This window comes from Saccharibacillus sacchari DSM 19268 (assembly GCF_000585395.1).
Classification (GTDB): domain Bacteria; phylum Bacillota; class Bacilli; order Paenibacillales; family Paenibacillaceae; genus Saccharibacillus; species Saccharibacillus sacchari.
Genome location: NZ_KK073875.1, coordinates 4,302,300 through 4,326,423, shown reverse-complemented (window position 1 = coordinate 4,326,423; position 24,124 = coordinate 4,302,300). Strand labels below are relative to the sequence as shown.

Below are 24,124 nucleotides of genomic sequence, written 5' to 3'. Positions count from 1 at the left end.
GGAAGAGACGATGCTGCTGATTCAGCTTATCGGCTTCCGCCAAGCCGAGTTGAATGACTTCCCAACGCTCGAAGAATTGGAAGAACGCACCGGACTTGCAACGGGCGAACTCGCCGGTAAGCTTCAACGTCTGATCAAGGAAGGTTTCTTGGCCATCCATGAAGACGAGGACACGCCATCCGGCATTCGCTACGAACGTTACAATCTGGCTGGACTCTACGAACGCATTGCCGGCTGCCTGGCCGAAGAGCGACGCAACCAGCGGCGCACCGAACGCCCGGTCGTTCCCGAAGAAGAGGCGGAGACGGTCGATAATTTGTTCCGCATTTTCGAACAAGAATTCGCCCGTCCGCTGTCTCCGATGGAATGCGAAACGATCTCCGTCTGGATCGACCAGGATCGATATCCCGAGGAGCTGATTCTTTTGGCTCTAAAAGAAGCGGTATTCGCAGGCAAACTGCATTTCCGCTACATCGACCGCATCCTGCTCGAATGGAGCCGCAACCGCGTTCGTACGCCCGAAGACGTCCGTGCGTATTCCCAAAAGTTCCGCGGACAACGATAAACCGTGGAAAGTCCTGTTTCGGTGGGGAAGCTGGGGCGCTGCGGGAGAAATTCGTTCGGAACGCTGTCTCACCCGGAAAAACCGATTAGAATTTTTAGTGGAAGTTTTCCGAGTTCAAAGGCGTTTCTCACTGAATTTCTCCCTCCGCTAAAGCTTCATCGATCAGAACTTTTTTAAAACAAAAAGCAAGACGCTCTCCATAAATTTGGAGAGCGTCTTTTTCTTTTTTCTACCCTTTTTATAAAGAATTGAAGGGCCACGTGAAGCGTGAGCGGAGGGAGAAATTCAGTGAAAAACGCCTTTGAACTCGGAAAATTCCACCAAAAACTTTAATCGATATTTCCGAGTGAGACAGCGTTTTGAACGAATTTCTCCCGCAGCGCCTCAGCTTCTCCAACGTGTGACTATTCCTATTCTTTCACCGCGCCCACTACGATCCCGGTAACGAAATACCGTTGCAAGAACGGATACACCAGCAAGATTGGCAGGGCGCTAATAAAGATCTGCGAAGCGCGAATCGTCCGTTGGGACAGGTTGGCGACGGCTTCCGGATCGAGTTTGGACATGTCGGCTTGCACGATGATCGTTTGCATGAAGCTCGCCAGCGGCAGTTTTTCCGTATCGCGGATATAAATGATGCCGTCGAAATACGAATTCCAGTGGCCGACCATCATGAACAGCGATACGGTCGCGATGACGGGCAGAGACAGGGGCAGATAGATGCTGAAGAACGTCCGCAGATGTCCCGCGCCGTCGATAAACGCCGCTTCTTCCAAATCTTTTGGCACGCCACGGAAGAAGTTGAGCAGCAAAATGATGTTGAACACAGCCACCAGTCCCGGCAGGATCAGCGCCCACAGCGTATTCATCAGACCCAGTTTCAAGACCAAAATATAACCGGGAATCAACCCGCCGCTGAACAGCATCGTCACCACGAAGTACCACAGGTATACGTTGCGAGCGCGGAATACCTGAGTTTCCTTCGACAACGCGTAAGCGGCCGTCGTGTTCACGACCAGCGCCAGCGCCGTTCCGAGCACCGTACGTTCGACGGACACCCAGAGCGAGGCGAGGAAGTTGGCATTATCGAACGTCTTGGCATAGGCTTCGAACGTGAATCCGATCGGCCAAAACGTGACCAGCCCGGCATTGGCGGGAGCGGTCGAACTAAGCGATACCATCAATAGGTGCAGCAGCGGCAGCAGGCAGGCGATCGAGACCACCGTCAAAAATATATTGTTGCAGATGCTAAAAATTCGATAAGATAATGTTTTGTGATACATGGATACGGCCCCCTTTCTAGAATATCCGATACCCGGCAAACCGGTAAGCCAGACGGTACGAGACCGCGATCAGGATCAAGCTGATGACTGACTTGAACAGGTTGACTGCCGTGGCAAAGCTAAATTGCCCACTGAGCAAGCCTTCCCGATACACGAAGGTGTCGATGATATCGCCTTGTTGATAAATAAGCGGGCTGTACAGGTTGAAGATTTGGTCGAAGTTGGCGTTCAATACGTTGCCGAGCGCAAGCGTCGCGATGACGATCGTGATCGGCACCAGCGAAGGCATCGTAATATGCAGCGTTTGTTTCCAGCGCGTCGCGCCGTCTACTTCGGCCGCTTCGTACAATGCTGGATTAATTCCCGACAACGCCGCCAGGAAAATGATCGTGTTGAAGCCGAATTCTTTCCACACATCGCTGACAATCACCGTAAAGCGGAACCAGTTGCCGTCGCCCAGGAAGAAGATCGGCTTGGTACCGAACAGGTAGACGATGAATTGGTTAATCAGCCCGGTTTGCGCCAACATGTCGATCAGAATGCCGGACAGCGTCACCCAGGACAGAAAGTGCGGCAGGTAAACGAGCGTCTGGATCGAGCGCTTCAGCGCCATTTTCCGAACCTCGTTCAGCAGCAGGGCGAACACGAACGGCACGATCAGGTTCATGATAATTTTGGTGCAGGCGAAGAATAGCGTATTGCCCGTGATCTTCAGGAAGTAGTCGTTTTCCCACATGTACTGAAAATGCTTCAGTCCCACCCAAGGCGATTCCGCAAACCCGAGCGCTGGCTTATAATCCTGAAAAGCCATCACGATGCCGGACATCGGAATATAGGAAAAAATAAAGACCATGATGGCCGCCGGAAGTACCATGAAATGCAGAATCCACGGCTGTCTGCGACCTTTTTTTCTTTTGCTGCGCCGCACCGTCGAATCTTTGGTCTGCTCGCTTAGATTGGCTTCCATCGCGTACCCCCGCTTTCAAATGTGAATGATAAGTGTCTTGCTTCTAATCGTTCTCTGCTATATATAAATAGTATCAAGCGGCTCTTCGGGCTGACTATATAACAATGTTAGGATCGATATGGTTTTATTAGGGGGAATGTCAACATGCAGTCCGTATCCGAAAAAACAAGCAGCCGCTGGAACATCCGCGGACGTTTTAGCTTATTTGCCAAAATGAACAGTCTGATTCTGATCCTGATCCTTCCGATCTTGCTTGCGTATACGTATTCGAACGATATGACTTTCCACGTCGTCAGCGGTGAACTACAGTCGTCGAGCGCGCGTCAACTGGCCTTCCTTTCCGGACAGATCGATTCGAGGGTCAGCCAGATGATGGACTTTAGCTTGACCTTTTCCAAAGATCCGAATGTGCAGGATTTCAACGGTTTGAACTTATGGGGGGATGCCTATGATCGGATGCAGACTCGTTATGCCGTCCAGGAAAAAATGGTGCTGCAATCCGGTGTAACGGATATTTGGCCTTCGCGCTACACGCTGCATTCGCAGCAGAATCACGAGGTCATTTCTAACTATTCCCGGAGCGGGGGATACGACGAGGATTATCTGAAACGGAATATGAGCACGAAATGGAGTTATGGTGATGAGGAAAACGCAGGCGCACCCTCGTATTTTTATTGGTTTTACACCGATTCGCTGGGCCAGCAGGGTCTGCTTACCGGCAGTAGCCTAGTCGTGGAAGCTAGCTTCAGCTCGGATAATATTCGGAATATGCTCGATACGTACAAGGCAGACGGCAAAGGAGATCCTTTTTACTATAGAAAAGGGGATCTGCCGATCTTGAACCGTACCGCAGACCCCGAACTATCAAAGGCTCTGATCGCCTATCTGGATACGAATCCGATTGATCGGACCGCCCAGCGTATTGTGAAGCTCGAAGGAGAGGATTATCTGGTCAGTTCTGTCGGTTCCGCGTATTTGGACGGTCAGTTGATTGACGTCGTTCCGCTGGGACAGGTACTTGGCCCCATCGCATTCAGCCGCAACCTCTTTTACCTCTCGATAGCGTTGTTGGTTGTACTCGGTATCTCGGCATCCTTGCTGCTCTACCGCAATGTACAGCGTCCGATCCGAAAACTGATGAATGGGCTATTGCGCGTACAGCGTGGGGATTATTCCGTTCGTTTGCATGCACGCAGCCGCAACGAATTTTCCTTTGTATTTGAACGCTTCAACGAGATGTCGCGCCGCACCGAAGAGTTGATCGAAAATGTGTTCAATGAAAAAATCCGGGCCAGAGAAGCGACGCTTAAGCAACTTCAGGCCCAGATCAATCCCCACTTTTTGTACAATTGCCTCGGCTATATCATCAATATGGCGCAGATGAAAGAAGAGGATGCGGTAGTGTCGATGGCGTTTAACTTAAGCGCTTACTATCGATACACCACGCGTATGGAAAAAGAAATCACGCCTCTGGAAGAGGAAGTGCGCCTGCTCGTCAATTATCTGGATATCCAGAAGCTCCGCAACGGCAGAATTGACTATCGCATCGATATTTCGGAAGAGTTGCGCCGTCAGGAGATTCCGAGATTGATGATCCAGCCGATTGTGGAAAATGCGGTGATTCACGGCGTCGCCAAATCGTATGCGGCAGGGGAAATCACCATTCGAGGAGAATGCTCGGACGGGTTCTGCATGATTACCATCGACGATGACGGGCCGGGCTTGACGGCGGAGCAGTACGAAGCGTTAAATCTTAAAATGAACGAAGAATTGCAAGAAGAGATGGGCTGCGGTCTGTGGAATACGCATCAGCGTTTGATTCACCAATTCGGCAGCCGATCGGGATTGCGCTTCGGTCCTTCGCCTGCCGGAGGATTTCGGACGGAGATTTTCTGGGAAAGCGAATTTTTTTAAAAGGAGAGAAGGAATATGCAGTTACTGATCGTCGACGACGAAATTCACTGGGTCGACAATCTGTCGATGAACAAACCGTGGCACACGCTGGGCATTGAGCAGGTGCATAAAGCGTATTCCGCCCGGGAAGCGCTGGAACTGATCGATACACATCCGATCGATATCGTCATCTCGGATATTCTGATGCCGGAGATGACGGGGATCGAATTGATTGAAATCATCCGGGAAAGAGACCGAAAGATCAAATGTATCTTATTATCCGGTCATTCGGACTTTGAATACGCCAAGCAGGCGATCCGGCACAATGCGGTCGATTATTTGCTGAAGCCGCCGAGCGATGCCGAGCTGTTGGGCGCCGTGGGCTCTGCGGTCGAACAGCTGAATACCGATTGGGAAATGGTCAGTTCGCTGGAGCGGACAACGTATGCGCTGCGCGAGAATTTGCCGTTGCTGCGCGGACGTCTGCTGCTCGACGCGCTGGACGGCCAGCGAATGTCGACAGACGAATGGGAGCGGAAACTAACCAGCTACGGGCTGCCTTTTACCGTTGGAACCTGTGCGTTGTTGTTGGTACGGATGGAGGAGGAATTCGGCAAATATCGCAACAACGGCCAGCCGCTGATCGAGTATGCGATTATCAACATGGCCGAAGAAGTAATGGGCGAGTTTCTGGAAGTCTGGGGCGTAAAGGAAGAGCATGGGTATTTGGCATTCCTGCTGCAATTCAAGCCTCAAGCGCCTCCTGTTCGCGAAGGATTATTGGAGAAGCTGGCGACGAGACTTCAAGAGAAGGTCAAGCAGTTTTTGAAAGGATCGCTATCCATCGTGATGACCGATCCGTTCCGTTTTCCTGAAGAACTACCGGATGCGTTTAGGCGGGCGACTGCTTATTTCAGGCAAATTGTCGGGGATGAACGGGAGTTCGTGATGCGTCTAAGCGAACCGGCCGGTCCGTCCGAGCAGGGGGCGCTGCGTTCGCTTTACCTGTCTCCTTCGCTGGAAACGCTGCTTGAAGCTGGACGTTGGGACGAGGCCGAGGAGAAGCTGAACACCGTGTGCGACGAGCTGGACGGCCATTGGTCGGAATCGTGGGAACATTGCATGGAGACTGGATTTTTGATCGCGGCTTCGTATACCAACCTGGCTCACCGGGGCGGGCGCACGCTTGAAAGCCTGCTTGGACAAGAGATCGAACCGCTGCAGCGCGGCGAAGCCTTTTCCTCCATTGCCCGGCTTCGAAAATGGTCGATTGCCGCGCTCCATCTGTTGCAAGAAGGCACATCGAACGAAGTGAAGGATAATCGCTCGTCCTACGTAAGAAAGGTTCAGGCTTTTGCCGATAAAAATCTGCATTTGGATGTCTCGCTGCGCGCTTTGGCCGATCACGTGAACCTGCATCCGACGCATTTGTCCAAAATCTACAAGATCGAAACAGGCGAAGGCATTAGTGATTATGTCGCCAATCTGCGCATGGAACGAGCCTCCCAAAAGTTGAAGTCGACCGATAAAAAAGTATACGAAGTCGGCTTGGAGATCGGTTATATGGACCCGGCGTATTTTATCAAAGTGTTCAAAAGGCACTTCGGCATGACGCCGCAGGAGTATCGGGACAGCGCGAAATAAAAAAGAAGAAGCGCATGAAACAGCCTAATAAAGTCCTATTCCGCCTAACAAACTCATATAGATGCCCTCCCGCAAAAGTTGATACAGTAGGCATGTAAGGTATAGATTGACCAAACAACGGGGGGGATAAAGCAATGAAAAAGATCCGTAATGCTTGGAAAATCCTTGCGGTAGCGAGTCTGTTTACGGTCAGTGCTTGCAGCGGGGCATCGGACGGAGACGGGAAAACAGAGACTGCGGCAGTCGAGTCGGAAACGGCGACAGCGGCTTTCGCGGCGGGGAAATACGATCCGCCGATCGAAATCAGCACCGTGCTCATGCCGAAGAAATACGTGCAAGGCGACACGAAAGAAAACAACGTCCATGACCGCTGGATGTTGGAGACGCTGGGGATCAAACACAAAGACACCTGGTACCCGGCGAACGACGACCAATACAAACAAAAGCTTCAGCTCGCTGTCGCTTCCGGCGAGAAACTGCCCGACTTCGTGCCGGTTCCGACCAATCCGGTGCTGACGAACCAGCTTATCGAATCGGGACAGTTTATGCCGATCGACGAGCTGTTCGACAAGTATGCCAACAAGATCCTCAAGGATCACTCGGCCGAGCATCCGGAATTGTGGTATCCCTTTACGAAGGACGGCAAAAAGTACAATATGCCGATCCTCGAATATACGGATAACGACGATACCGAGCTGTGGCTGCGCGAAGATTGGATGGAGGAGCTGAATCTCGAAGCGCCGAAAACGATCGCCGATCTGGAAGTGATCATGGACAAATTCAAGAACGAGAATCCGGACGGCTTGGCACCTGAAGAAGTATTCCCATTGGCGATCACGCTGAAAAACAACACGAATACGTGGATGGGTTCGCTGGACTGGCTATTCGGCGCGTACGGCACGATCGAAGAGCAGTGGAACAAAGACGCCGACGGAAATCTGGAATACGGTTCCGTCAATCCGGGTGCGAAGCAAGCCCTTGCCAAGCTCCAAGAGTGGATGGACAAAGGCTATATCCATGCCGATTCCGCGCTGTGGGACGAATCGAAAGCGGCGGAGAGTTGGACCAAAGGCACCGCAGGTATTCTGCCCGGCGCCAACTGGGTCCCGGACTGGCCGGCTCCCGATCTGCTCAAAAACGTCGCAGGCTCCAAGATCAAAGCCTACCCGGTTCCGGCCGGACCTGACGGGCTGATCGGCACCAAGTGGCAAAATTCCGGCGTTAACGCCAGTATCATGATCAACAAAGACGCCGAGCACCCGGAAGCCATTTTCCTGTACTACAATTACTTGCTGGACAATCTGGCTAACCCGGAAGCAGGCAGCGAGTACGAATACGGCTTCGCGAAAGGGTACGACTGGGACGTGATCGACGGCACGCCGACCAGCGACAAAGACAAGATTCCGAACTTCTCCAACGAGTTCCCGTTCCTGACCGGCCCGGCGCGTATTCCGGATCTGTACATGAAGACGTTGGTCAAGTTGGCGGACGGCGAAGAACCGACCACGCCATACGAAAAACAAATGGCCGAGTTCCGCAAACCGGAAAACTGGTACGCCGCCAAAGTCGTCATGTCCCAACAAGAAGTGCGCAGACAAAACTACTTCACCGGTGCCGCAACGCCAACCATGATCTCCAAATGGAACCTGCTGCGCCAATCCGAAATGGAGACCTTCAACAAAATCATCTACGGCCAACTTCCCGTTGACGCTTTCGACGAATTCGTAGCCAGCTGGAAATCCAACGGCGGCGAACAAATCACCCAAGAAGTCAACGACTGGTACAAATCCGTATCCGGACAGTAATCGTCAAAGAGAATCGTGTAACGAAGGTCATTTGATACTTTTGAACTTCATATGTACAAATGTAAGGCGGGGAATCGAATCCGAGATTCCTCGTCTTTTACATTCCCAAAAGTTTTGATACCCAGCGAAGCGAGCAGGCGGAGGGAGAAATTCAGTGAAAGGCGCCTTTGAACTCGAAAACATTCCTTTAAAATTTTAATCAGGCTTTCCAAGTGAGACAGCGCCTTGTAAAGCATTTCGAAGAAATGCACTTCGGAAGCATATGCTGGCAATTTCTCCCTCCGCCGCCCGCGCTTCCCCCAACAAATAGGAACTTCCTCCACAACAGAAACCTGTACAATAAAAGCAACCAAACGCCCTTCATCGTTAAATTCCGATTTTTTTCAAAAAAGACGCAGGGTTCAAAACGAACACGCACGTCTATTCGGCTGGAAAGGGGGGGAGCCCGATTGACGAACAAGAATTAATCAGACGCATACTGCGCGGCGAACGCGACGCGTTTCGCGAGCTCGTCGACGCTTATAGGCAGCATGTATTCCGCATTGCCTTCTCGGTACTGCGCAGCGAGAAGGATGCCGAAGATGCCGCGCAGGAAGTGTTCATCCAAATTCACAAATCGCTCCCCGACTACCGTTCCCAAGGATTCAAGACGTGGATCTCGCGAATCGCGATGAACAAGGCGATCGACTTCAAGCGCAAGCAAAGCCGAAGACGCGAAGACTTGTATGACTCCGAACCGGCGCTGCTCAAGGTCGTGTCGGGAGACGAGGCACCGCTGACCCGAATGCTGCGAGAAGAGCAATCGGACGAGATGCGAAAACGGATGGCGGAAATGCCGCAGGGACATCGCGATGTGATCGAAGCGTTTTATTTTCAAGGCAAAAATTATGAAGAAATCTCGGCGGAGATGCATGTTACGGTCAAGACCGTCGAGTCCAAATTGTATCGGGCGCGGATGTGGATTCGGCAGCACTGGCGGGAGGAGGAATGGCGATGAGTGAAATCGTACGTTACGGGCCAAAGGAATGGACGATGTACGTAAAAGGAACACTGCCCGAAGTCACGCGAGACAACCTGGAACGTTTACTGAATGAAGGTGACGAATTGGCGTTCGAACACTATATGGCCGCTCTTGAAAATGTAGGCGGAGACCTGCCGGATCAGGCAGACGAGATCGCGTTTATCGAGCGGGTCATGATTGCGATTCCCGAACAACCTGCTGCCGGAAAAGGTCGTTTCGGCCGGAAGTGGACAGAGCCGATTTTCCTGTATACCGTGGCGGCCGCGGCAGCCTTGCTGCTGACGTTCACGGGCGCATTCGACAGATTGGGCGAGCAGGCACAGCGTGCCGCGGGCGAAGCGGGCAAAGTCTCTTACAGCCAAATGTTGGCGGATGGAGCGTCAGGTTGGCTGAGCGGCTTCAAAGCGAAAGGAGAAAACAAGCATGAATCGACAACGAAGTAAATTTGTAGCGCTGATGCTGAATGTCATACCGGGATTGGGACATTTATATTGGGGGAGAAGAATTCGGAGTTTCTTTTACTTTCTAACTGCGCTCGGTATTGCGGGAATCGGGGTCATGGCCTCTATAGATACTTATGATGATGCGCCGCTCGGGATTTCTTTCGGGCTTTCATTCATGATCTGGTGTATCAGCATGTTCGATCTGATCGGTGCGGTGCTGAACAGCTCGCCGAAGCAGGAATCCCAGCAGACGAGAGGTTATTATAGACCGGATCATGTTCCGCCGCAGGGTCAAGGTTACTACGGAGAATATCCGGATGAAGCCTCATACAGAGCCGGGCGAATGCGGATGGAAGAAGGCATGCCTCCGCATATGGAGTTCGGTTCCGATGAAATGTCGGATTATTCGCCTTATCCGCCGATCGGGCAAGGACATATGCTGCGCGAGCCGGAATATTTTTCGGACTCTCAGCGATTCCTTACCATCCTGCTCAGCTTCATACCCGGCCTTGGCCATTTGTATATGGGACTGATTCAACGGGGTGTCTCGTTCCTGGCCGCTTTCTTCGGTCTGACGACCGTATTGGTTTTCATTACCGGGTTTACGGGAGAAGAGTCGTTCCTGTTATTCCTGGGAGTGCTGCCGATTATTTGGGTATACGGGATGTTCGATGCGGTTCAGTTGGCCGAAAGGAAGCGCGTAGGAGAGAAATTGCAGGATTATTCCCTGATTGCCAAGTGGGATATGGGCAGCGAAGGCGGACGCAAAAGCCGTACAATGGGCTTGCTGCTTGCGGTCGTGCCGGGCGCGGCTCATATGTATCTGGGACTGATGAAACGAGGCGTGCAGTTCATGATCTTGTTCTTCGGCAGCATTTATATTCTCGATATATTGGGATTGTCGCTGTTCCTGTTCCTCGTTCCGTTGATCTGGTTCTACGCCTTCTTCGATGCTTTGCAACAGGTAGGGCGTTATGGACAAGAAGCCTTGTCCGATCGTCCGTTGATTGCGAATTTCGACGCGAATCGGGTCTGGATCGGCGTACTGTTGGTCGCGCTTGGACTGTATTATGTGCTTAAAACGATTATCATGCCGGTTCTCAGCGTGCACATGCAGTCGATCGCTTCGCTGCTGTATGAGGCAGAACCTTATATTCGTAACGCGGTAGTGGCATTGCTGCTGATCGGCGGCGGATTTAAGCTGCTGCGCGTATCTGAGCGGGCGAAGGCTTAACAAAGCCGGCCTCGAGTGAAATAGAATTTGTTGTTAAAAAGAAAACCGCGATTCCTCCGAATGGACAACTTGGAGAAATCGCGGTTTTTTTCGTGCTCAGTTGCTTAAGCTTGATCGGATTTCGGCAGCTTGCCTTCCAGTTCGCGTCCCATTTCGGCCGAACGTTCGGAGCAACGCTCAGCGGCGCGAATGACCGCTCCGTAGAAGTCGCTTTCGTCCAGCTTGGCGATTGCGGCTTGGGTCGCGCCGTTCGGCGACGTGACTTTACGACGCAGTTCGGATGGCTCTTCGCCGGTTTGACGTACCATTTGAGCGGCGCCCAATACGGTTTGAATCGTCATGTCACGGGCTTGATCAGGCGTAAGTCCGCCGCGTGTGCCCGCTTCGATCAAAGCTTCCATCATATAGTAGACATAAGCCGGGCCGCTGCCCGAAATGCCGGTCAACGCGTCGATCTTTTCCTCTTTGGTTTCAACAACGATCCCGACCGATTCAAACAACAGGCGAGCGGTGCGGCGTTGTTCATCCGACAGACCTTCGGAGTAGCTCACGCCTGTAACGCCCAGCCCGATGCCGCTCGATGTATTCGGCATAGTGCGAACGACCGGTTGTTCCGGACGTCCAAGCAGGCTTCGCAGTGTTTGAATCGACAGACCTGCAATCATGGACACGATTACGGTGCGCGGTCCGATTAGCTTACCGAGTTGTTCAAGCGCTTCTGCGGCATCTTTCGGCTTCATAGCCAGAATGATAATCGGCGAAGTGCGCAGCACCTGTTCTTTTTCAACGGGATCATTGGTTCCCGGCGTGCCGTAACGTTGCTTCAAGTCTTCAAGCTTCGACTTATCGCTTCGATTCAAGAAGGTGATATTGCCGGGAGCGATGACGGCACGGGCAACCAGGCCGCGAGCAACGGCTTCGGCCATTGATCCGGCACCGAAAAAGCAAATGCGTTCTTCAATCAACATACGAGCTTGAGTCATAAACCAATCATCCTTTCCAAATTAAAAACGTGCCTTTTCAAGCTATGGATTACTGGCGAATTTGACCGTTGCCATAGATCCGGTATTTCGACGAGGTGAGAGCAGGCAATCCCATAGGGCCGCGGGCATGCAGCTTTTGCGTGCTGATCCCGATCTCGGCGCCGAAGCCGAATTCAAAGCCGTCGGTGAAGCGAGTGGAGGCATTGTGATATACAGCCGCAGCATCGACTTCATTGAGGAAGCGAACCGCGTTAACGTCGTTTTCCGTCACGATGCATTCCGAATGCTTCGTACCGAACTTGGCAATATGAGCGGTAGCTTCGTCCAACTCGCTTACAATCTTAACATTCAGAATATAGTCATTGTACTCTGTGCCGTAATCTTCTTCCGTCGCAAGCTTGGCTTCGGGCACGAGCGCCACGGTTTGTTCGTCGCCGCGCAGTTCCACGTTTTTCTCCAAAAGGCGGTCGGCCAATTCGCGGAGGTTGCGCTTGGCAAAGTCTTCGTGCACGATCAGCGTTTCCATGGAGTTGCAGACGGATGGGCGCTGCACTTTGGCGTTGATCGCGATCTCTTCGGCCATTGTCGCATTCGCGGAAGCATCGATATACGTATGGCACACTCCTGCACCGGTCTCAATGACAGGCACCGTGGCATTCTGCACGACATTATCGATTAGTGAACGACCGCCGCGTGGAATAATGACGTCCAGCAGACCGTTCAGTTTCAGCATTTCGTCGACCGAAGACCGCGAAGCATCTTCAATGACTTGCAAAGCATCCGCAGGAAGAGCGGTCCGGGCAAGAGTAGCGCGCAGAACTTCGGCAATTTTTTTATTCGTGGATAAAGCTGCCGATCCGCCGCGCAGAACAACGGCATTGCCGGTTTTCAGACAGAGTGCCGCCGCATCGACCGTGACGTTCGGACGGGCTTCGTATACGATGCCGATCACGCCCAGCGGCACGCTAACCTTCTCGATCCGCAGTGCGTTCGGCCGTTCGATGGTCTCCAGCACTTTCCCGGTTGGGTCAGGCAGATCCGCAACGAGACGCAGCGCATCGGCGATCGAGGCGATTCGCGCTTCGTCGAGCATCAGTCGATCAAGGAGCGATTCGCTGGTTCCGTTTGCGCGTCCGCGCTCCAAGTCTTCGCGGTTCGCTTCGATCAAAGATGCGGCTTCCGTATTCAACGCATCGGCCATCGCCAATAAAGCCGCGTTTTTCTCATCGGTCGACAATATCGCCATTTGACGAGCGGCAGCTCCCGCCAGCGTGGATTTAGTGCGAACTTCGCTTTGCGTTGCACCGTTCGCTAAAACTTGTTCATTTCCTTGTACATGGCTCATCTGATATTCCTCCTCGGAGATCTGATTTTTTATTGCAAAGAAATCCATTCATCCCTATGGATCGCTTCCAAGCGATGCAATCCATTGAGCGTCTCCAGCACTTGGGGTCCCGGCAAGCCGCAGACCCGCTGCAAATCTTCCATATCGTAGTTAACGACACCGCGTCCGACGATATCGCCGTGCGGTCCGCGCACTTCGACTACATCGCCCGCATGAAACTGGCCTTCCACGGCGGTAATGCCGACAGGCAGCAGGCTTCGGCCGTTTTCCGTCAAAGCACGCTGCGCTCCGGCATCCACAATCAATGCGCCGAACGGACGGGAGAGATAACCCAGCCATTGTTTCTTGACAGGCATGGAAGAGAGCGTCGTGGTAAAATGAGTGCCTTTGCCTCCGCCTTCGGCGGCGGCTTGAAGATCGCCGTCTTCCTTGGCGCGCCCGACGAATACGGGTACGCCGCCGCGAGTTGCGATTCTTGCGGCGTCCAGCTTCGAGCGCATGCCGCCCGTGCCGACGTTGCTGCCCGCACCGCCGGCCATCCGATAGATATCGTCGCCGATTTCGTCGATTACGGTATATTTGACGGCTTGCGGGTCGTGGCGGGGATCGGCGCTGTAGAGTCCGTCCATATCGGTGAGGATCACTAAGCGGTCGGCTTTGACCAGATTGGCGACGAGCGCCGACAGCGTATCGTTATCCCCGAATTTCAACTCATCGACGGAGACCGTATCGTTTTCATTGAAAATCGGCAAAATGCCGCGCTCGAGCAATTCTTCAATGGTCATGACGGCGCTCCCGATCCGCTTGCGGCTATGAAAGTCGGTTCGGGTCAGCAGAATTTGCGCCGCCACATGACCATATTCGGCCAACGCTTCCTGATAAGCACGCATGAGCAGCGCTTGTCCGACAGCGGCTGAAGCTTGCTTTTCATGCAGCTTCTTCGGTCTTTGCATATAACCGATCGCGCTGAAGCCTGCGGCTACGGCGCCCGAAGTCACAAGCAGCGGTTGGTAGCCTTGTTTATACAGCCCGGCAAGCTCGCGTGCGAAATAGGCGATCGCGTCGTGGTTCAAGCCTCCCTGGCTGCCCGTAAGCGAGCTGCTGCCTATTTTGACTACGATACGTTTGATCATGAAATCTCCTTCTTTCTGTCTGCGCAAAATAAAAAGGCTTTCGTCCACGGCACAGCATCAGCTATGCGAAGGACGAAAGCCGAATAAGCGCTTCCGCGGTACCACCTTGATTGACGACCCGGGTCGCCCTACTCAAACCCCGCTAACGGAGGGGAACCGTCCAAATTTAGCATTCGGATCGCTCGGGGATAGGTTTGGGAAAGGGCCTGACCGTAAATTCTCGCAGCCGGTGATTTATGCGCGGGCATCGAAATGCCGACGTGCCTAAACCACACCGGAATCTACTCTCTGGAAGGCGGACGCTTTCTTACTGGTCCCGTCATTGCAATGTAACCTTTGGTTTTTCCTAGAATAGCACGGAGAGAGCCGTTTGTAAAAGCCGGAATTTTATGCGGGAAATCAAGAACGCGACAATCCGGTCATCGTGCTGCGCAGCGTTCCGATAAAGGCTTCGGCTGCTTTGGATAGCGAACGTCCTTTACGGTAAGCGATCACCAGCGTGCGATAAGGCACGGGATCGGCTAGCGGAAGATAGACCGGCACCAGTTCGCTTCGTTTGGATCTTGCAACAAAACGGGGCACGAGCGTGACGCCCATCCCGGCCGCGACCAGCGATTGGAGCGTCTCCATATTACTGCTTTCAAATACAACTTGCGGTTCATAGCCTGCTTGCCGACACAGATCCAACACCGTTTTCCGGAAACCTTGCCCTTGCTTCAAAATAATAAACGGTTCATGCTCCAATTCCTTCATATCCACACCCGCCAACGGATAGGACCCGGAGCGCAAAGCCAGGCGATGTCCCGGAGGAACCGCAAGGTCGATCGGCTCGTCGGCAATCGGCTCGTAATCCAGCGTCGGTTCGGTCAGCGGAAGAGAAAGCAAGCTAATATCGGTCTTCCCATTCGCCGTCAACCGTTCGAGATTATGCGACGTATCCTCCATTAGGGTGACGTCAATGCCGGGATAGCCCGCGCGGAAAGCCGGAAGCACATGCGGCAGCAAGTGAGAACCGGTGATCGGCATGCTGCCGACCGTAATCCTTCCTTTGCGCAGCTGCGAAATATCCTCCATCTCCACGCGCAAAATTTCCATTTCGTCGATGATCCGCTGAGCGCGCTTCATAAACTCCCGTCCCGCGTGCGTCAATTCGACCGTACTCGTATTGCGCTGAAAAAGTAACACACCCAGTTCTTTTTCCAACTTGGACAGTTGTTGACTCAGCGAAGGCTGCGCAATATGAAGCTTCTCCGCCGCGCGTGAAAAATTACGTTCGGCCGCAATCATCAACGCATATTGAAGTTGTCTTAATTCCATATTCATCGTGCTCCTTAGATTCTTCTGACGGCTTTAATACACTTAAATATGCAGAAAAGTAAAACGTAGCTGGAAGCGAGAAGACAGAGAGAAAAATTCAGGTCAAGACGCCTTTGAACTTGAAAAACCTACATTATAAAATTCCAATCCAGTTTTTCGAGTGAGACAGCGAATTGTGAAGCATTTCGAAGAAATGCACTTCGGAAGCGTATGCTGGCAATTTTTATCGCAGTCTTCTCGCTTCCCCCACCTACGCCACCTTTTCAACATGTTTAACGGCACTAAGTCGTCCTCGCTTTTCCTATTGTAAAGAGCAAATCAACCATTCGTCTATAGGTATAACCTATTAGGATTATAGTTATTATATCTTGGAACAATGAGACACCGCCATGTTATATTTAACCCAATAACAAAACCGGCACGGAAAAATGAGCAGTCGGTTCGAATCCAGCAGCGGGGTGAGATCAATGAGTAAAAAAACGATGTACGAGAAAATTTGGGACAATCACGTGATTCATCAAGAAGAAGGCAAGCCGGCTATCATTTATATTGACCTTCATTTGGTTCACGAAGTGACGTCGCCGCAGGCATTTGAAGGTCTGCGCCTGAGCAATCGCCAGGTTCGTCGTCCGGATCGTACTTTTGCCACAATGGACCATAACGTACCGACTACGGATCGTTTTAATATCAAAGACCCGATTTCCAAGCAGCAGATCGATACGCTCAGCCAAAACTGCAAAGACTTCGGCGTCAAGCTGTTTGACCTCGACACGATCGACCAGGGCGTCGTTCACGTTATGGGACCGGAGCTGGGCCTGACGCATCCGGGCAAAACGATCGTTTGCGGCGATAGCCATACGTCCACGCACGGCGCGTTCGGCGCTTTGTCGTTCGGAATCGGCACGAGCGAAGTGGAGCACGTTCTGGCGACTCAGTGTTTGCAACAAGGAAAGTCGAAGACGATGGAAGTTCGTTTCATCGGCAATCGTAAACCGGGCGTAACGGCGAAAGACATGATCTTGGGCGTTATCGCCAAGTACGGTACGGACTTCGCGACGGGCTACGTGCTGGAATATACCGGCGAATCGATCCGCAGCTTGACGATGGAAGAGCGCATGACGGTCTGCAACATGTCGATCGAAGGCGGAGCGAGAGCGGGACTGATCGCGCCGGACGAGACGACGTTCGAGCATATCCGCGGACGTCAATACGCGCCGCAGGGCGAAGCGTTCGAGCAGGCGGTATCCGATTGGAAAAAACTCGTGACGGACGAAGGCGCGGAGTATGATCGCGTCGTCGAATTCGACGTCGACTCGCTGATTCCGCAGGTGACTTGGGGAACAAGCCCGGGCATGGGCGCGGACATCGATTCGGTCGTGCCGAATCCGGCAGACTTCAAGACGGAAAATGAACGCCGTGCCGCCGAAAAAGCGCTGGAATACATGGATCTCGTGCCAGGTACGCGGATGTCGGATATTCCGATCGACTACGTGTTTATCGGTTCCTGCACAAACGGGCGGATCGAGGATCTGCGCGCCGCGGCCGAAATCGCCAAGGGCTACAAAGTGGCGGAGAAGGTGACCGCGATCGTCGTTCCGGGTTCGGGACGGGTCAAGCTGCAGGCTGAAGAAGAAGGCCTCGACGTCGTGTTCCGGGAAGCCGGTTTCGAATGGCGCGAAGCGGGATGCAGCATGTGTCTGGCGATGAACCCTGACGTGCTTCAACCGGGGCAACGCTGCGCATCGACATCCAACCGTAACTTCGAAGGCCGCCAAGGCCGCGGAGGACGGACGCACTTGGTATCCCCGGCAATGGCCGCGGCTGCCGCGATCGAAGGCCGCTTCACAGACGTACGCGACTGGCAGTTCAAGACTGAAGTCGTGAGCTGATCACTGACCAATCTCCGGAAAGAAGGGACTATATATGGAAGCATTCAAACAATTAAACGGACTTGTTGCCCCGGTGGATCGGGTCAATGTGGATACGGACGCCATCATTCCCAAGCAGTTTCTGAAACGGATCGAACGGACAGGCTTCGGCCAGTTCCTGTTCTTCGAATGGCGCTTCGACGAAGCGGGCGAGGTGAATCCTTCGTTCGAGATGAACAAACCGCGTTACGCGGGAGCGGAAGTACTGATTTCCCGCGCCAACTTCGGCTGCGGTTCGTCCCGCGAACACGCGCCTTGGGCGATCATGGACTACGGCTTCCGAAGCGTCATCGCACCGTCGTTCGCCGACATTTTCTACAACAACTGCTTCAAAAACGGCATTCTGCCGATCGTGCTGTCCGAAGAACAGGTCCAGGATCTGTTCGCGCGTACAGCCGAGCATGAAGGCTATCGCCTGAATGTGGATCTGGAGAACAAAGTGCTGACGGATGACCACGGACTGAGAATCGAATTCGATCTGGATGAGCACCGCCGCCAGTTCCTGCTGCAAGGACTCGACGATATCGGCCTGACGCTCAAGCATGAGGATGAGATCTCGGCATACGAAGCGAAGCGCGCAGAACGGGCATACGTTTAAGTTCGCATGGCTTTAAGCCGAATTTCCCAAGCGCCGCTTTCCTATAACGGGGAGCGGTGCTTTTTGCTTTGGGTTGACTCGGATAATAGAGGGTTGGAACAATCCGGCACTTCGTTTTATAATAAGTGAGGGTTTCCGACAGGGATTGGATTGAGGAGGAAGTGATGGATTCGTCGTTATTCGGTAATTTGGAAAAGTTGAAAAAAGACATGAAGAAAAAAAAGCGTTCGGTCGACTCTTTTCTTTTCGAGTACAACAAGCAGCGGTATGTTGTCTTGGTCAGGCCTTACGCAAAGAATGACAAAAAGCCTCCTGAAGCGCTGATGCAGCTGGAATTTTTACGGGTAGGCAAGCTTCGGGACCGGTTGACGGTTCCGGCTACCAAATGGCAGTTCATGCTGGATGCGCGCGCAATGAGAGGGTATTTTGATATTGAGTATGCGGAGAATCTGGGCGAGGTTTTTCGAGAACTTTATGAGCGCTTTGCCGATTTCATCCCGACGCAAGTCCTTGAAGAAAAATCGGAGATCGAGCAGGAAGTTCTGCGCGGATAAGACCAGATAAAAAAGCTGTCAGGTTTTTTTGTTCAAACTCTACGTTTTACATACCGAAAATGCCGATAAGAAGTATGGGAATTTGTTAGCTGTCAAGAATCCGCTTGTTATGGAGCGGGAAGCGTCGACAGTCCCGGCTATGGCGGGATTGATGACAAAAATGCAATAAATGCCGCAACTTTCGAAAAAAGTCCGCGTCTAAGCTAACGTAAGCAACTGTTGGGATGTCAATAGTTCGGAGTAGTTCGAAAGGCGTTTGGGAGCAAGCCCGAGTAGGACCTAAGTCCGACGAAAAAAAGCGAAGAATTTAGAGGTGGATGAATGAAAAAGTACGTGTTAACAACAGTCATGGCAGTCCTGATGCTGATGTTCTTGCTCCCGCATACGGGACAAGCGGCTTCGTCCGGAACCAAAATCGTGCTGGATAACCGGGAGCTTGCCAACGCGGATGTGCTCACGGTCAATCAGACCACGATGGTTCCGATCCGGGTCGTTTCCGAAGAACTGGGTTATAAGGTCGAATGGAACCAGTCAGCTCAGCAGGTCACCATCGGCAGCGGTGCAGATACCGTCGTACTCACCATTAACCAGGGCATGGCTTCGGTAAACGGGGCGCTCGTTTCCCTGATCCAGCCGGCCATGGCGCAAAAGCAAACGACTTACGTGCCGCTGCGCTTCGTAAGCGCGCAAATGGGACTTCAAGTCAAATGGGACAACGCGGCGCAAAAGGTCTCCCTGTTCACTTCCGGCAATCCGGCGGGAGGATCCGTCGGAGCCACGACACCGGGCGCGTCCGATAGCGGAACGCTGACTCCGGTAACGACGCCGGTCGGCAATATGGCCGTGCTTCAGGCGATCAGCTTCAGCGACAATCGCCTGATGATCACCACGGATAAGAGCGTAACGGTGAAGGACTCCGTGCTCGCCGGTCCGAACCGCATTTTGCTGGAGTTGTCGAATACGGGCTTCGGTCCTGCGATCGGAAGCGGAATGAGCGTAGGCGACGTAGGGACGATCTCGGCGGACAATGCCGACAACGTTTCGCAGATTCGCTACTTCATTCCCAAGGCCAACCCGAATACCGTTCAAGTCGTGATCGACCTGAAAAGCGCCAATACGTACAAACTCTCCAAAGAGGGAACATCCGTATTCGTGGCGCTGGACAAAGTGACGGCGCCGAACACCAATGTGGGCGGCAACGGCAAAAAGGTCATCGTGATCGATGCGGGACACGGCAACCATGATCCCGGAGCGGTCGGCAACGGCATTCGGGAAAAAGACATCAATCTGGGCATCGCGCTTAAGGTCGAAGCCATTTTGAAAAAGAACGCCAACGTCGATATCGTCATGACTCGCAGCGACGATACGTTCCTGGAGTTGAAGGAGCGGGTGCGCGTAGCGAAGAACGTCAACGCGGACGTGTTCATCTCTATTCACAACAATAGCGGTTCGTCGGCCGCCACGGGAACGGAAACGTATTATCAACGAGAAAGCAGCAAATCCCTGGCAACGACCCTGCATAAGTATATTCTTCAAGCTACGGGCTTCAAGGATCGCAAGGTCCAATACGGCAATTTCCATGTCATTCGCGAAACCGACATGCCGGCAGCGCTGCTGGAAATCGGCTTCGTAAGCCATGCGGGAGACGCGGCGCAGTTGAAAAACGAAGCTTTCCAACAAAAAGTAGCCGAAGCGATCTCCAAAGGATTGCTCGAGTACTTGGGATTGTAGGCGGGTCGACGCTTAGAAGTCGAAAAGTTACGATTATTTCATACATTCGCCGCCGGCAGGAATAAGAGCGCCGGCGGCGAATGTTTTGTTTAGAGCTTAATCGCTTGGAAGAAAGGAAAGGGGATAAAAGAACATGCAGCAGTTTAAATACAATAGCGGAACATTCAAAATGAAAAAGGTGGTTCCGGCCGTTTTGGCCGTAATGATGGGAGCGAGCGGAGGTTCGTTCGCATTGGCGGCCGAAACGACGGCACCTGCGCCTGCCGCGGCGACGACAACGGCCGCAGCGGGCTTTAGCGACGTGAAGTCCGGCTACTGGGCGGAAAAGCATATCTATAAGCTGGCGGCACAGGGGATTGTTCTTGGGCAAAACGGCCAGTTCAAGCCAGCCGATAACATTACGCGCCAAGAAGCGATTACGATGGCGATTCGTTTTGCCGGAGTCGAAGGCGAGCTGGGAACAGCTGAAGCAGCCGTGCTGCCTGAAGGACTGACGGTAAGCAACTACTTCAAGCCTTACGTGGATCTTGCTTTGGACAAAGGTTTGATCAAGTCCGCGGAAGAAAAAGACATCGACGGCAAAGCTTGGGGCACCCAAGCGGCCAGCCGCGAATGGGTAACCAAAATTCTCGTGCGCGCGATCGGCAAAGAGTCCGAAGCGTTGGCTTCGACCGAAGCTACGGCGTTTGCGGACAACGGGGATATTGCTAAAGAAAGCGTGGGTTATGTAAGCACGGCCGTCAAGCTCGGTATCGCTCAAGGCGTGGAGAACAATAAGTTCAATCCGTCCGGGTCGGTGACCCGCGCGCAGATGGCGACATTCTTCAGCCGCGCGGAAAGTTATATCACGCCTACATATGCGGGAATGACGACAGGGATCGTAACGGGATTGACGGCTAACTCCTTAACGATTTATGCCAACGGAACGACCGCGACGTACGCGCTGGGCGCAGGCACGGCTTATTTTACTGCCGACTCCGACGCGAAAGTGCCCGCCTCGTCCGTGCAGTTGTATACCAAAGTCATGGCCGCAGGCACAGCCGGGCAAGCCGCTTACGTGGAAATCGTCGACGCCAAAGTTCAGGTCGAGACGATCACGGGCGAGTTTGACCGGGTAACCGGAACGAATACGTTGTTCATGAAAACCGAGAGCGATTATCCGAAATACGAATATGATGCAGAGACCGTTTTCCTGGATCCAAACGGCAATAAACTCGATCCGAAAAGCATTAGTGCGGGCAGCCGCATCTCGCTTCTGCGCGAAACCTATTCCGGTGCAGGCAAAATCCTGACGGTTCAAGTGACTTCGGGCAACGTGAGCAAAAAAGATACCGGCACCATTACCGCGATCGATACGGCTTCCGGCACGGTAACCTTCAACGCTTCGACAGGGATCTCGGAACAGTATAAGCTTGATTCCGCAACGATTATTCGCTATCAAAATGAAATTTTGAACGTAGCGGATCTTAAAGCAGGCAGCAAAGTCGGGTATACGATCGAAAATAACGTGATTCGGACGATCGAAGTCACGGAAAGCGTGGAGCGCACAGTGACGGCGTCGTTGTATCAGAAATCGGCTGACGGATCGACTTTGACCTACAAAACCGATACGGGAGCATTGGAAGTCAAATTGGTTGCGGATAAAGCGACGGTGATGATCGACGGGAAAACAGCTTCGCTTGCCGACCTCATCGCCGACAAGGCTCAGGGAGATCGCGTAGCGTTAACTTTGAACGGTGCCGGTGAAGTTACTCAAATCGTCGTGCAGGATCGCGAAGCGACTCAACTTACAGCGGCGACTATCAGCTCTTACGATTCTGCGACAGGAGTATTGGCAGTCATTGATTCCGCAGGGAAGCCGTACGCGTTTACGCTCGATGCCGCAACCAAACTGACGTATAACTCGTCTACGCCTACGCTCAAAGGGATTGAGCCGTTGTTAATCAAGGGGCGCGGTCTGAACTTAACAGCCGTGAACAGCCGATTGTTAGCGATGGAGATTGTGTATAAATACGAGGGGACAGTTGAACAGGTTAATGCGTCCACCATGTCGCTTACATTGAAACTTGACGACGGTACAACCGTTAAACTTCCTTATGGTGCGGTGGGGACTGTCGTCCAAGTGTACGGAGTTAATTACGCGACCATTTCGAATATCAAAACGGGTGATCGAGTCGTTGCATCCCTTTATACCGATCGAATCGTATTGCAATCCGTGGCTGTGCAAACTACCAAGCAATTCCGTGTCGCTTCGATGACGCCGGGAAGCAGCCGTTTAAACGTCGAACAAGGCGGCATTGCAACAAGCCTGTACGCAGACAACAAGCTTATTCAGAATACGCAAGGCACGCAGATCGGTTATGCGGGCTTGAATCCGGGGAGCTTGGTCGACGTCACCTTCAACGGATCGGAAGTGGCGAAAGTAAAGGTATCGGATACCGTTATCGGTTCGGTGCAAAACGTGGATACGGCCTCCCGTACCGTGACTCTGCAGACGTCGACGGGAGCAACCCGGACTTATTCGTCCGCGGCAGGACCTTTGAATGTCGTTCAAAACGGAACGCTTATATCGGGATTGGGGACGCTTGCGTCCGGCCAGCATGTACAGGCAATCGTTCAACCAGACGGAAGCACGTCGTTCACGATCTTCCAAGCCGTGAGCAAAAGTTTCTGGAAATACGATGCTTTGACGCAGACGGTATTCGTGAAGATAACACCCGGATCATCAGAAGCAAATTCCTTCAAATTGGCTCCGGATGCCTGGATTCACCAGGGAACAACGAATATCAGCGTGCAATCGCTCGCCGGAGATGATAAAATCGTATTGTATCTGAATAACAACGTCGTGTACGAGCTCGTGAAGCAATAGATTTCCGTCCGGCTGCCGCCGGGTACGGTCAGGCCGGCTCGGTGCGAACCTTATCGTTCGCACCGGCCGGTTTGTCTTTGAGATCAGGTTTCTGCAGTCAAGTTTCGTGCATCGCGACGCGGGAGAAGGATTGAGCCATGACAAACGCGAAGGTCAGACATATTCTGGACACGATTGCTGGCATGTATCCGGACGCCCGTTGCGAGCTGGATTACGGCAACGCGTTTGAATTGACGATCGCGGTACTGTTGTCAGCTCAGTGTACGGATGTTACGGTTAACAAAGTCACAAAAGATCTGTTCGGGAAATATCATGCGCCGGCCGATTATATCGCCGTACCCCGTGAAGAGCTGGAGCAGGATATTCGCAGAATCGGATTGTACCGGAACAAAGCCAAGCATATTCAAAGTCTTTGCCATTTGTTGATCGAGCAGTACGGAGGCGAGGTTCCGAGCGTGCATGACGAATTGGTCAAGCTTCCCGGCGTAGGCCGGAAGACGGCTAACGTCGTCGTATCGAATGCTTTCGACGTGCCGGCCATTGCGGTGGATACCCACGTCGAGCGCGTATCGAAGCGACTGGGCCTTGCGGCAGAGGACGATTCCGTGCTTGAAGTCGAGAAGAAGTTGATGAAAAAGGTGCCGAAAGAGGAATGGACCCTTACGCACCATCGCCTGATTTTCTTCGGGCGTTATCATTGCAAGGCGCAATCGCCGAACTGCCAAGTGTGTCCGCTGCTCGATGTGTGCAAGGAAGGCAAAAGACGCATGAAAACATCAACGGTACGCAGAACGCGAACATCGGTTTAAGA

The 24,124-nt window shown here is 52.8% G+C and carries 19 protein-coding genes; 13 read left to right on the top strand and 6 right to left on the bottom strand.

Features of this window, described 5'->3' with window-relative positions; all coding sequences use genetic code 11:
* Positions 1 to 565, top strand: a 565-nt coding sequence (locus SACSAC_RS18660) for a DnaD domain-containing protein (protein WP_051507249.1), incomplete at its 5' end; no start/stop codon positions are given.
* A gap of 410 nt (positions 566 to 975) precedes the next feature.
* Here SACSAC_RS18660 and SACSAC_RS18655 read toward each other — a convergent pair.
* Positions 976 to 1,848, bottom strand: coding sequence for a carbohydrate ABC transporter permease (locus tag SACSAC_RS18655; protein ID WP_037289181.1), 873 nt, complete (start codon positions 1,846 to 1,848; stop codon positions 976 to 978).
* A gap of 16 nt (positions 1,849 to 1,864) precedes the next feature.
* The gene (locus SACSAC_RS18650; RefSeq protein ID WP_037289178.1) at positions 1,865 to 2,815 is read right to left on the bottom strand and encodes an ABC transporter permease; all 951 of its coding nucleotides are present in this window, start codon (positions 2,813 to 2,815) and stop codon (positions 1,865 to 1,867) included.
* A gap of 144 nt (positions 2,816 to 2,959) precedes the next feature.
* Here SACSAC_RS18650 and SACSAC_RS18645 point away from each other — a divergent pair, with 144 nt between their 5' ends.
* The 6 genes from SACSAC_RS18645 to SACSAC_RS18615 all read left to right on the top strand — a co-directional run bounded on the left by SACSAC_RS18645 (position 2,960) and on the right by SACSAC_RS18615 (position 10,855).
* A complete protein-coding gene (locus SACSAC_RS18645) occupies positions 2,960 to 4,729 on the top strand; it encodes a sensor histidine kinase (RefSeq protein ID WP_051507248.1) in 1,770 nt (589 codons plus the stop codon).
* Between the two features lie 15 nt (positions 4,730 to 4,744).
* Positions 4,745 to 6,352, top strand: coding sequence for a response regulator (locus SACSAC_RS18640; RefSeq protein WP_037289176.1), 1,608 nt, complete (start codon positions 4,745 to 4,747; stop codon positions 6,350 to 6,352).
* 134 nt (positions 6,353 to 6,486) lie between these two features.
* Positions 6,487 to 8,157: a type 2 periplasmic-binding domain-containing protein gene (locus SACSAC_RS18635; RefSeq protein ID WP_037289174.1), complete on the top strand. Its 1,671-nt coding sequence runs from the start codon at positions 6,487 to 6,489 to the stop codon at positions 8,155 to 8,157.
* 370 nt (positions 8,158 to 8,527) lie between these two features.
* Positions 8,528 to 9,154, top strand: coding sequence for a sigma-70 family RNA polymerase sigma factor (locus SACSAC_RS18625; protein WP_084778196.1), 627 nt, complete (start codon positions 8,528 to 8,530; stop codon positions 9,152 to 9,154).
* Positions 9,151 to 9,621: a hypothetical protein gene (locus tag SACSAC_RS18620; RefSeq protein ID WP_037289168.1), complete on the top strand. Its 471-nt coding sequence runs from the start codon at positions 9,151 to 9,153 to the stop codon at positions 9,619 to 9,621. Before SACSAC_RS18625 ends, SACSAC_RS18620 begins: the two co-directional genes overlap by 4 nt.
* Entirely contained in the window at positions 9,602 to 10,855 is a 1,254-nt protein-coding gene (locus SACSAC_RS18615; protein ID WP_037289166.1) for a hypothetical protein, read from the top strand. The genes SACSAC_RS18620 and SACSAC_RS18615 overlap by 20 nt, the downstream gene beginning before the upstream one ends.
* Before the next feature lie 104 nt (positions 10,856 to 10,959).
* Here the strand turns inward: SACSAC_RS18615 and proC are convergent, their stop codons facing one another.
* The 4 genes from proC to SACSAC_RS18595 all read right to left on the bottom strand — a co-directional run bounded on the left by proC (position 10,960) and on the right by SACSAC_RS18595 (position 15,633).
* Complete coding sequence (gene proC / locus SACSAC_RS18610) at positions 10,960 to 11,838, bottom strand: pyrroline-5-carboxylate reductase (RefSeq protein ID WP_037289164.1); 879 nt, start codon at positions 11,836 to 11,838, stop codon at positions 10,960 to 10,962.
* 49 nt (positions 11,839 to 11,887) lie between these two features.
* Positions 11,888 to 13,183, bottom strand: coding sequence for a glutamate-5-semialdehyde dehydrogenase (locus SACSAC_RS18605; protein ID WP_051507247.1), 1,296 nt, complete (start codon positions 13,181 to 13,183; stop codon positions 11,888 to 11,890).
* A gap of 29 nt (positions 13,184 to 13,212) precedes the next feature.
* On the bottom strand, positions 13,213 to 14,316 hold the full coding sequence (proB, locus tag SACSAC_RS18600; RefSeq protein ID WP_037289162.1) for a glutamate 5-kinase: 1,104 nt from the start codon (positions 14,314 to 14,316) through the stop codon (positions 13,213 to 13,215).
* Between the two features lie 399 nt (positions 14,317 to 14,715).
* Positions 14,716 to 15,633: a LysR family transcriptional regulator gene (locus tag SACSAC_RS18595; RefSeq protein WP_037289160.1), complete on the bottom strand. Its 918-nt coding sequence runs from the start codon at positions 15,631 to 15,633 to the stop codon at positions 14,716 to 14,718.
* A gap of 467 nt (positions 15,634 to 16,100) precedes the next feature.
* On the opposite strand from SACSAC_RS18595, the gene leuC reads away from it, so the two are divergent.
* From leuC to nth, 6 genes are all read left to right on the top strand, one after another.
* The gene (gene leuC, locus SACSAC_RS18590; protein WP_037289158.1) at positions 16,101 to 17,522 is read left to right on the top strand and encodes a 3-isopropylmalate dehydratase large subunit; all 1,422 of its coding nucleotides are present in this window, start codon (positions 16,101 to 16,103) and stop codon (positions 17,520 to 17,522) included.
* A 34-nt stretch (positions 17,523 to 17,556) separates the two neighbouring features.
* Positions 17,557 to 18,159: a 3-isopropylmalate dehydratase small subunit gene (gene leuD / locus SACSAC_RS18585; protein ID WP_037289156.1), complete on the top strand. Its 603-nt coding sequence runs from the start codon at positions 17,557 to 17,559 to the stop codon at positions 18,157 to 18,159.
* Positions 18,160 to 18,323: 164 nt separating this feature from the next.
* Positions 18,324 to 18,713, top strand: coding sequence for a DUF6037 family protein (locus SACSAC_RS18580; RefSeq protein ID WP_051507246.1), 390 nt, complete (start codon positions 18,324 to 18,326; stop codon positions 18,711 to 18,713).
* Positions 18,714 to 19,034: 321 nt separating this feature from the next.
* The gene (locus tag SACSAC_RS18575) at positions 19,035 to 20,444 is read left to right on the top strand and encodes an N-acetylmuramoyl-L-alanine amidase (protein ID WP_037289154.1); all 1,410 of its coding nucleotides are present in this window, start codon (positions 19,035 to 19,037) and stop codon (positions 20,442 to 20,444) included.
* A 133-nt stretch (positions 20,445 to 20,577) separates the two neighbouring features.
* On the top strand, positions 20,578 to 23,313 hold the full coding sequence (locus SACSAC_RS18570) for an S-layer homology domain-containing protein (protein ID WP_051507245.1): 2,736 nt from the start codon (positions 20,578 to 20,580) through the stop codon (positions 23,311 to 23,313).
* 137 nt (positions 23,314 to 23,450) lie between these two features.
* On the top strand, positions 23,451 to 24,122 hold the full coding sequence (gene nth, locus SACSAC_RS18565) for an endonuclease III (protein ID WP_037289153.1): 672 nt from the start codon (positions 23,451 to 23,453) through the stop codon (positions 24,120 to 24,122).
* Positions 24,123 to 24,124: the final 2 nt, after the last annotated feature.

Coding starts and splice junctions, on each gene's coding strand:
- SACSAC_RS18605 (WP_051507247.1), bottom strand. CDS start 13,183: ATGAGCCATGTACAAGGAAATGAACAAGTTTTAGCGAACGGTGCAACG.
- SACSAC_RS18645 (WP_051507248.1), top strand. CDS start 2,960: ATGCAGTCCGTATCCGAAAAAACAAGCAGCCGCTGGAACATCCGCGGA.
- SACSAC_RS18570 (WP_051507245.1), top strand. CDS start 20,578: ATGCAGCAGTTTAAATACAATAGCGGAACATTCAAAATGAAAAAGGTG.
- SACSAC_RS18635 (WP_037289174.1), top strand. CDS start 6,487: ATGAAAAAGATCCGTAATGCTTGGAAAATCCTTGCGGTAGCGAGTCTG.
- SACSAC_RS18640 (WP_037289176.1), top strand. CDS start 4,745: ATGCAGTTACTGATCGTCGACGACGAAATTCACTGGGTCGACAATCTG.
- SACSAC_RS18620 (WP_037289168.1), top strand. CDS start 9,151: ATGAGTGAAATCGTACGTTACGGGCCAAAGGAATGGACGATGTACGTA.
- SACSAC_RS18580 (WP_051507246.1), top strand. CDS start 18,324: ATGGATTCGTCGTTATTCGGTAATTTGGAAAAGTTGAAAAAAGACATG.
- SACSAC_RS18655 (WP_037289181.1), bottom strand. CDS start 1,848: ATGTATCACAAAACATTATCTTATCGAATTTTTAGCATCTGCAACAAT.
- nth (WP_037289153.1), top strand. CDS start 23,451: ATGACAAACGCGAAGGTCAGACATATTCTGGACACGATTGCTGGCATG.
- leuC (WP_037289158.1), top strand. CDS start 16,101: ATGAGTAAAAAAACGATGTACGAGAAAATTTGGGACAATCACGTGATT.
- SACSAC_RS18615 (WP_037289166.1), top strand. CDS start 9,602: ATGAATCGACAACGAAGTAAATTTGTAGCGCTGATGCTGAATGTCATA.
- proB (WP_037289162.1), bottom strand. CDS start 14,316: ATGATCAAACGTATCGTAGTCAAAATAGGCAGCAGCTCGCTTACGGGC.
- SACSAC_RS18650 (WP_037289178.1), bottom strand. CDS start 2,815: ATGGAAGCCAATCTAAGCGAGCAGACCAAAGATTCGACGGTGCGGCGC.
- SACSAC_RS18595 (WP_037289160.1), bottom strand. CDS start 15,633: ATGGAATTAAGACAACTTCAATATGCGTTGATGATTGCGGCCGAACGT.
- leuD (WP_037289156.1), top strand. CDS start 17,557: ATGGAAGCATTCAAACAATTAAACGGACTTGTTGCCCCGGTGGATCGG.
- SACSAC_RS18575 (WP_037289154.1), top strand. CDS start 19,035: ATGAAAAAGTACGTGTTAACAACAGTCATGGCAGTCCTGATGCTGATG.
- proC (WP_037289164.1), bottom strand. CDS start 11,838: ATGACTCAAGCTCGTATGTTGATTGAAGAACGCATTTGCTTTTTCGGT.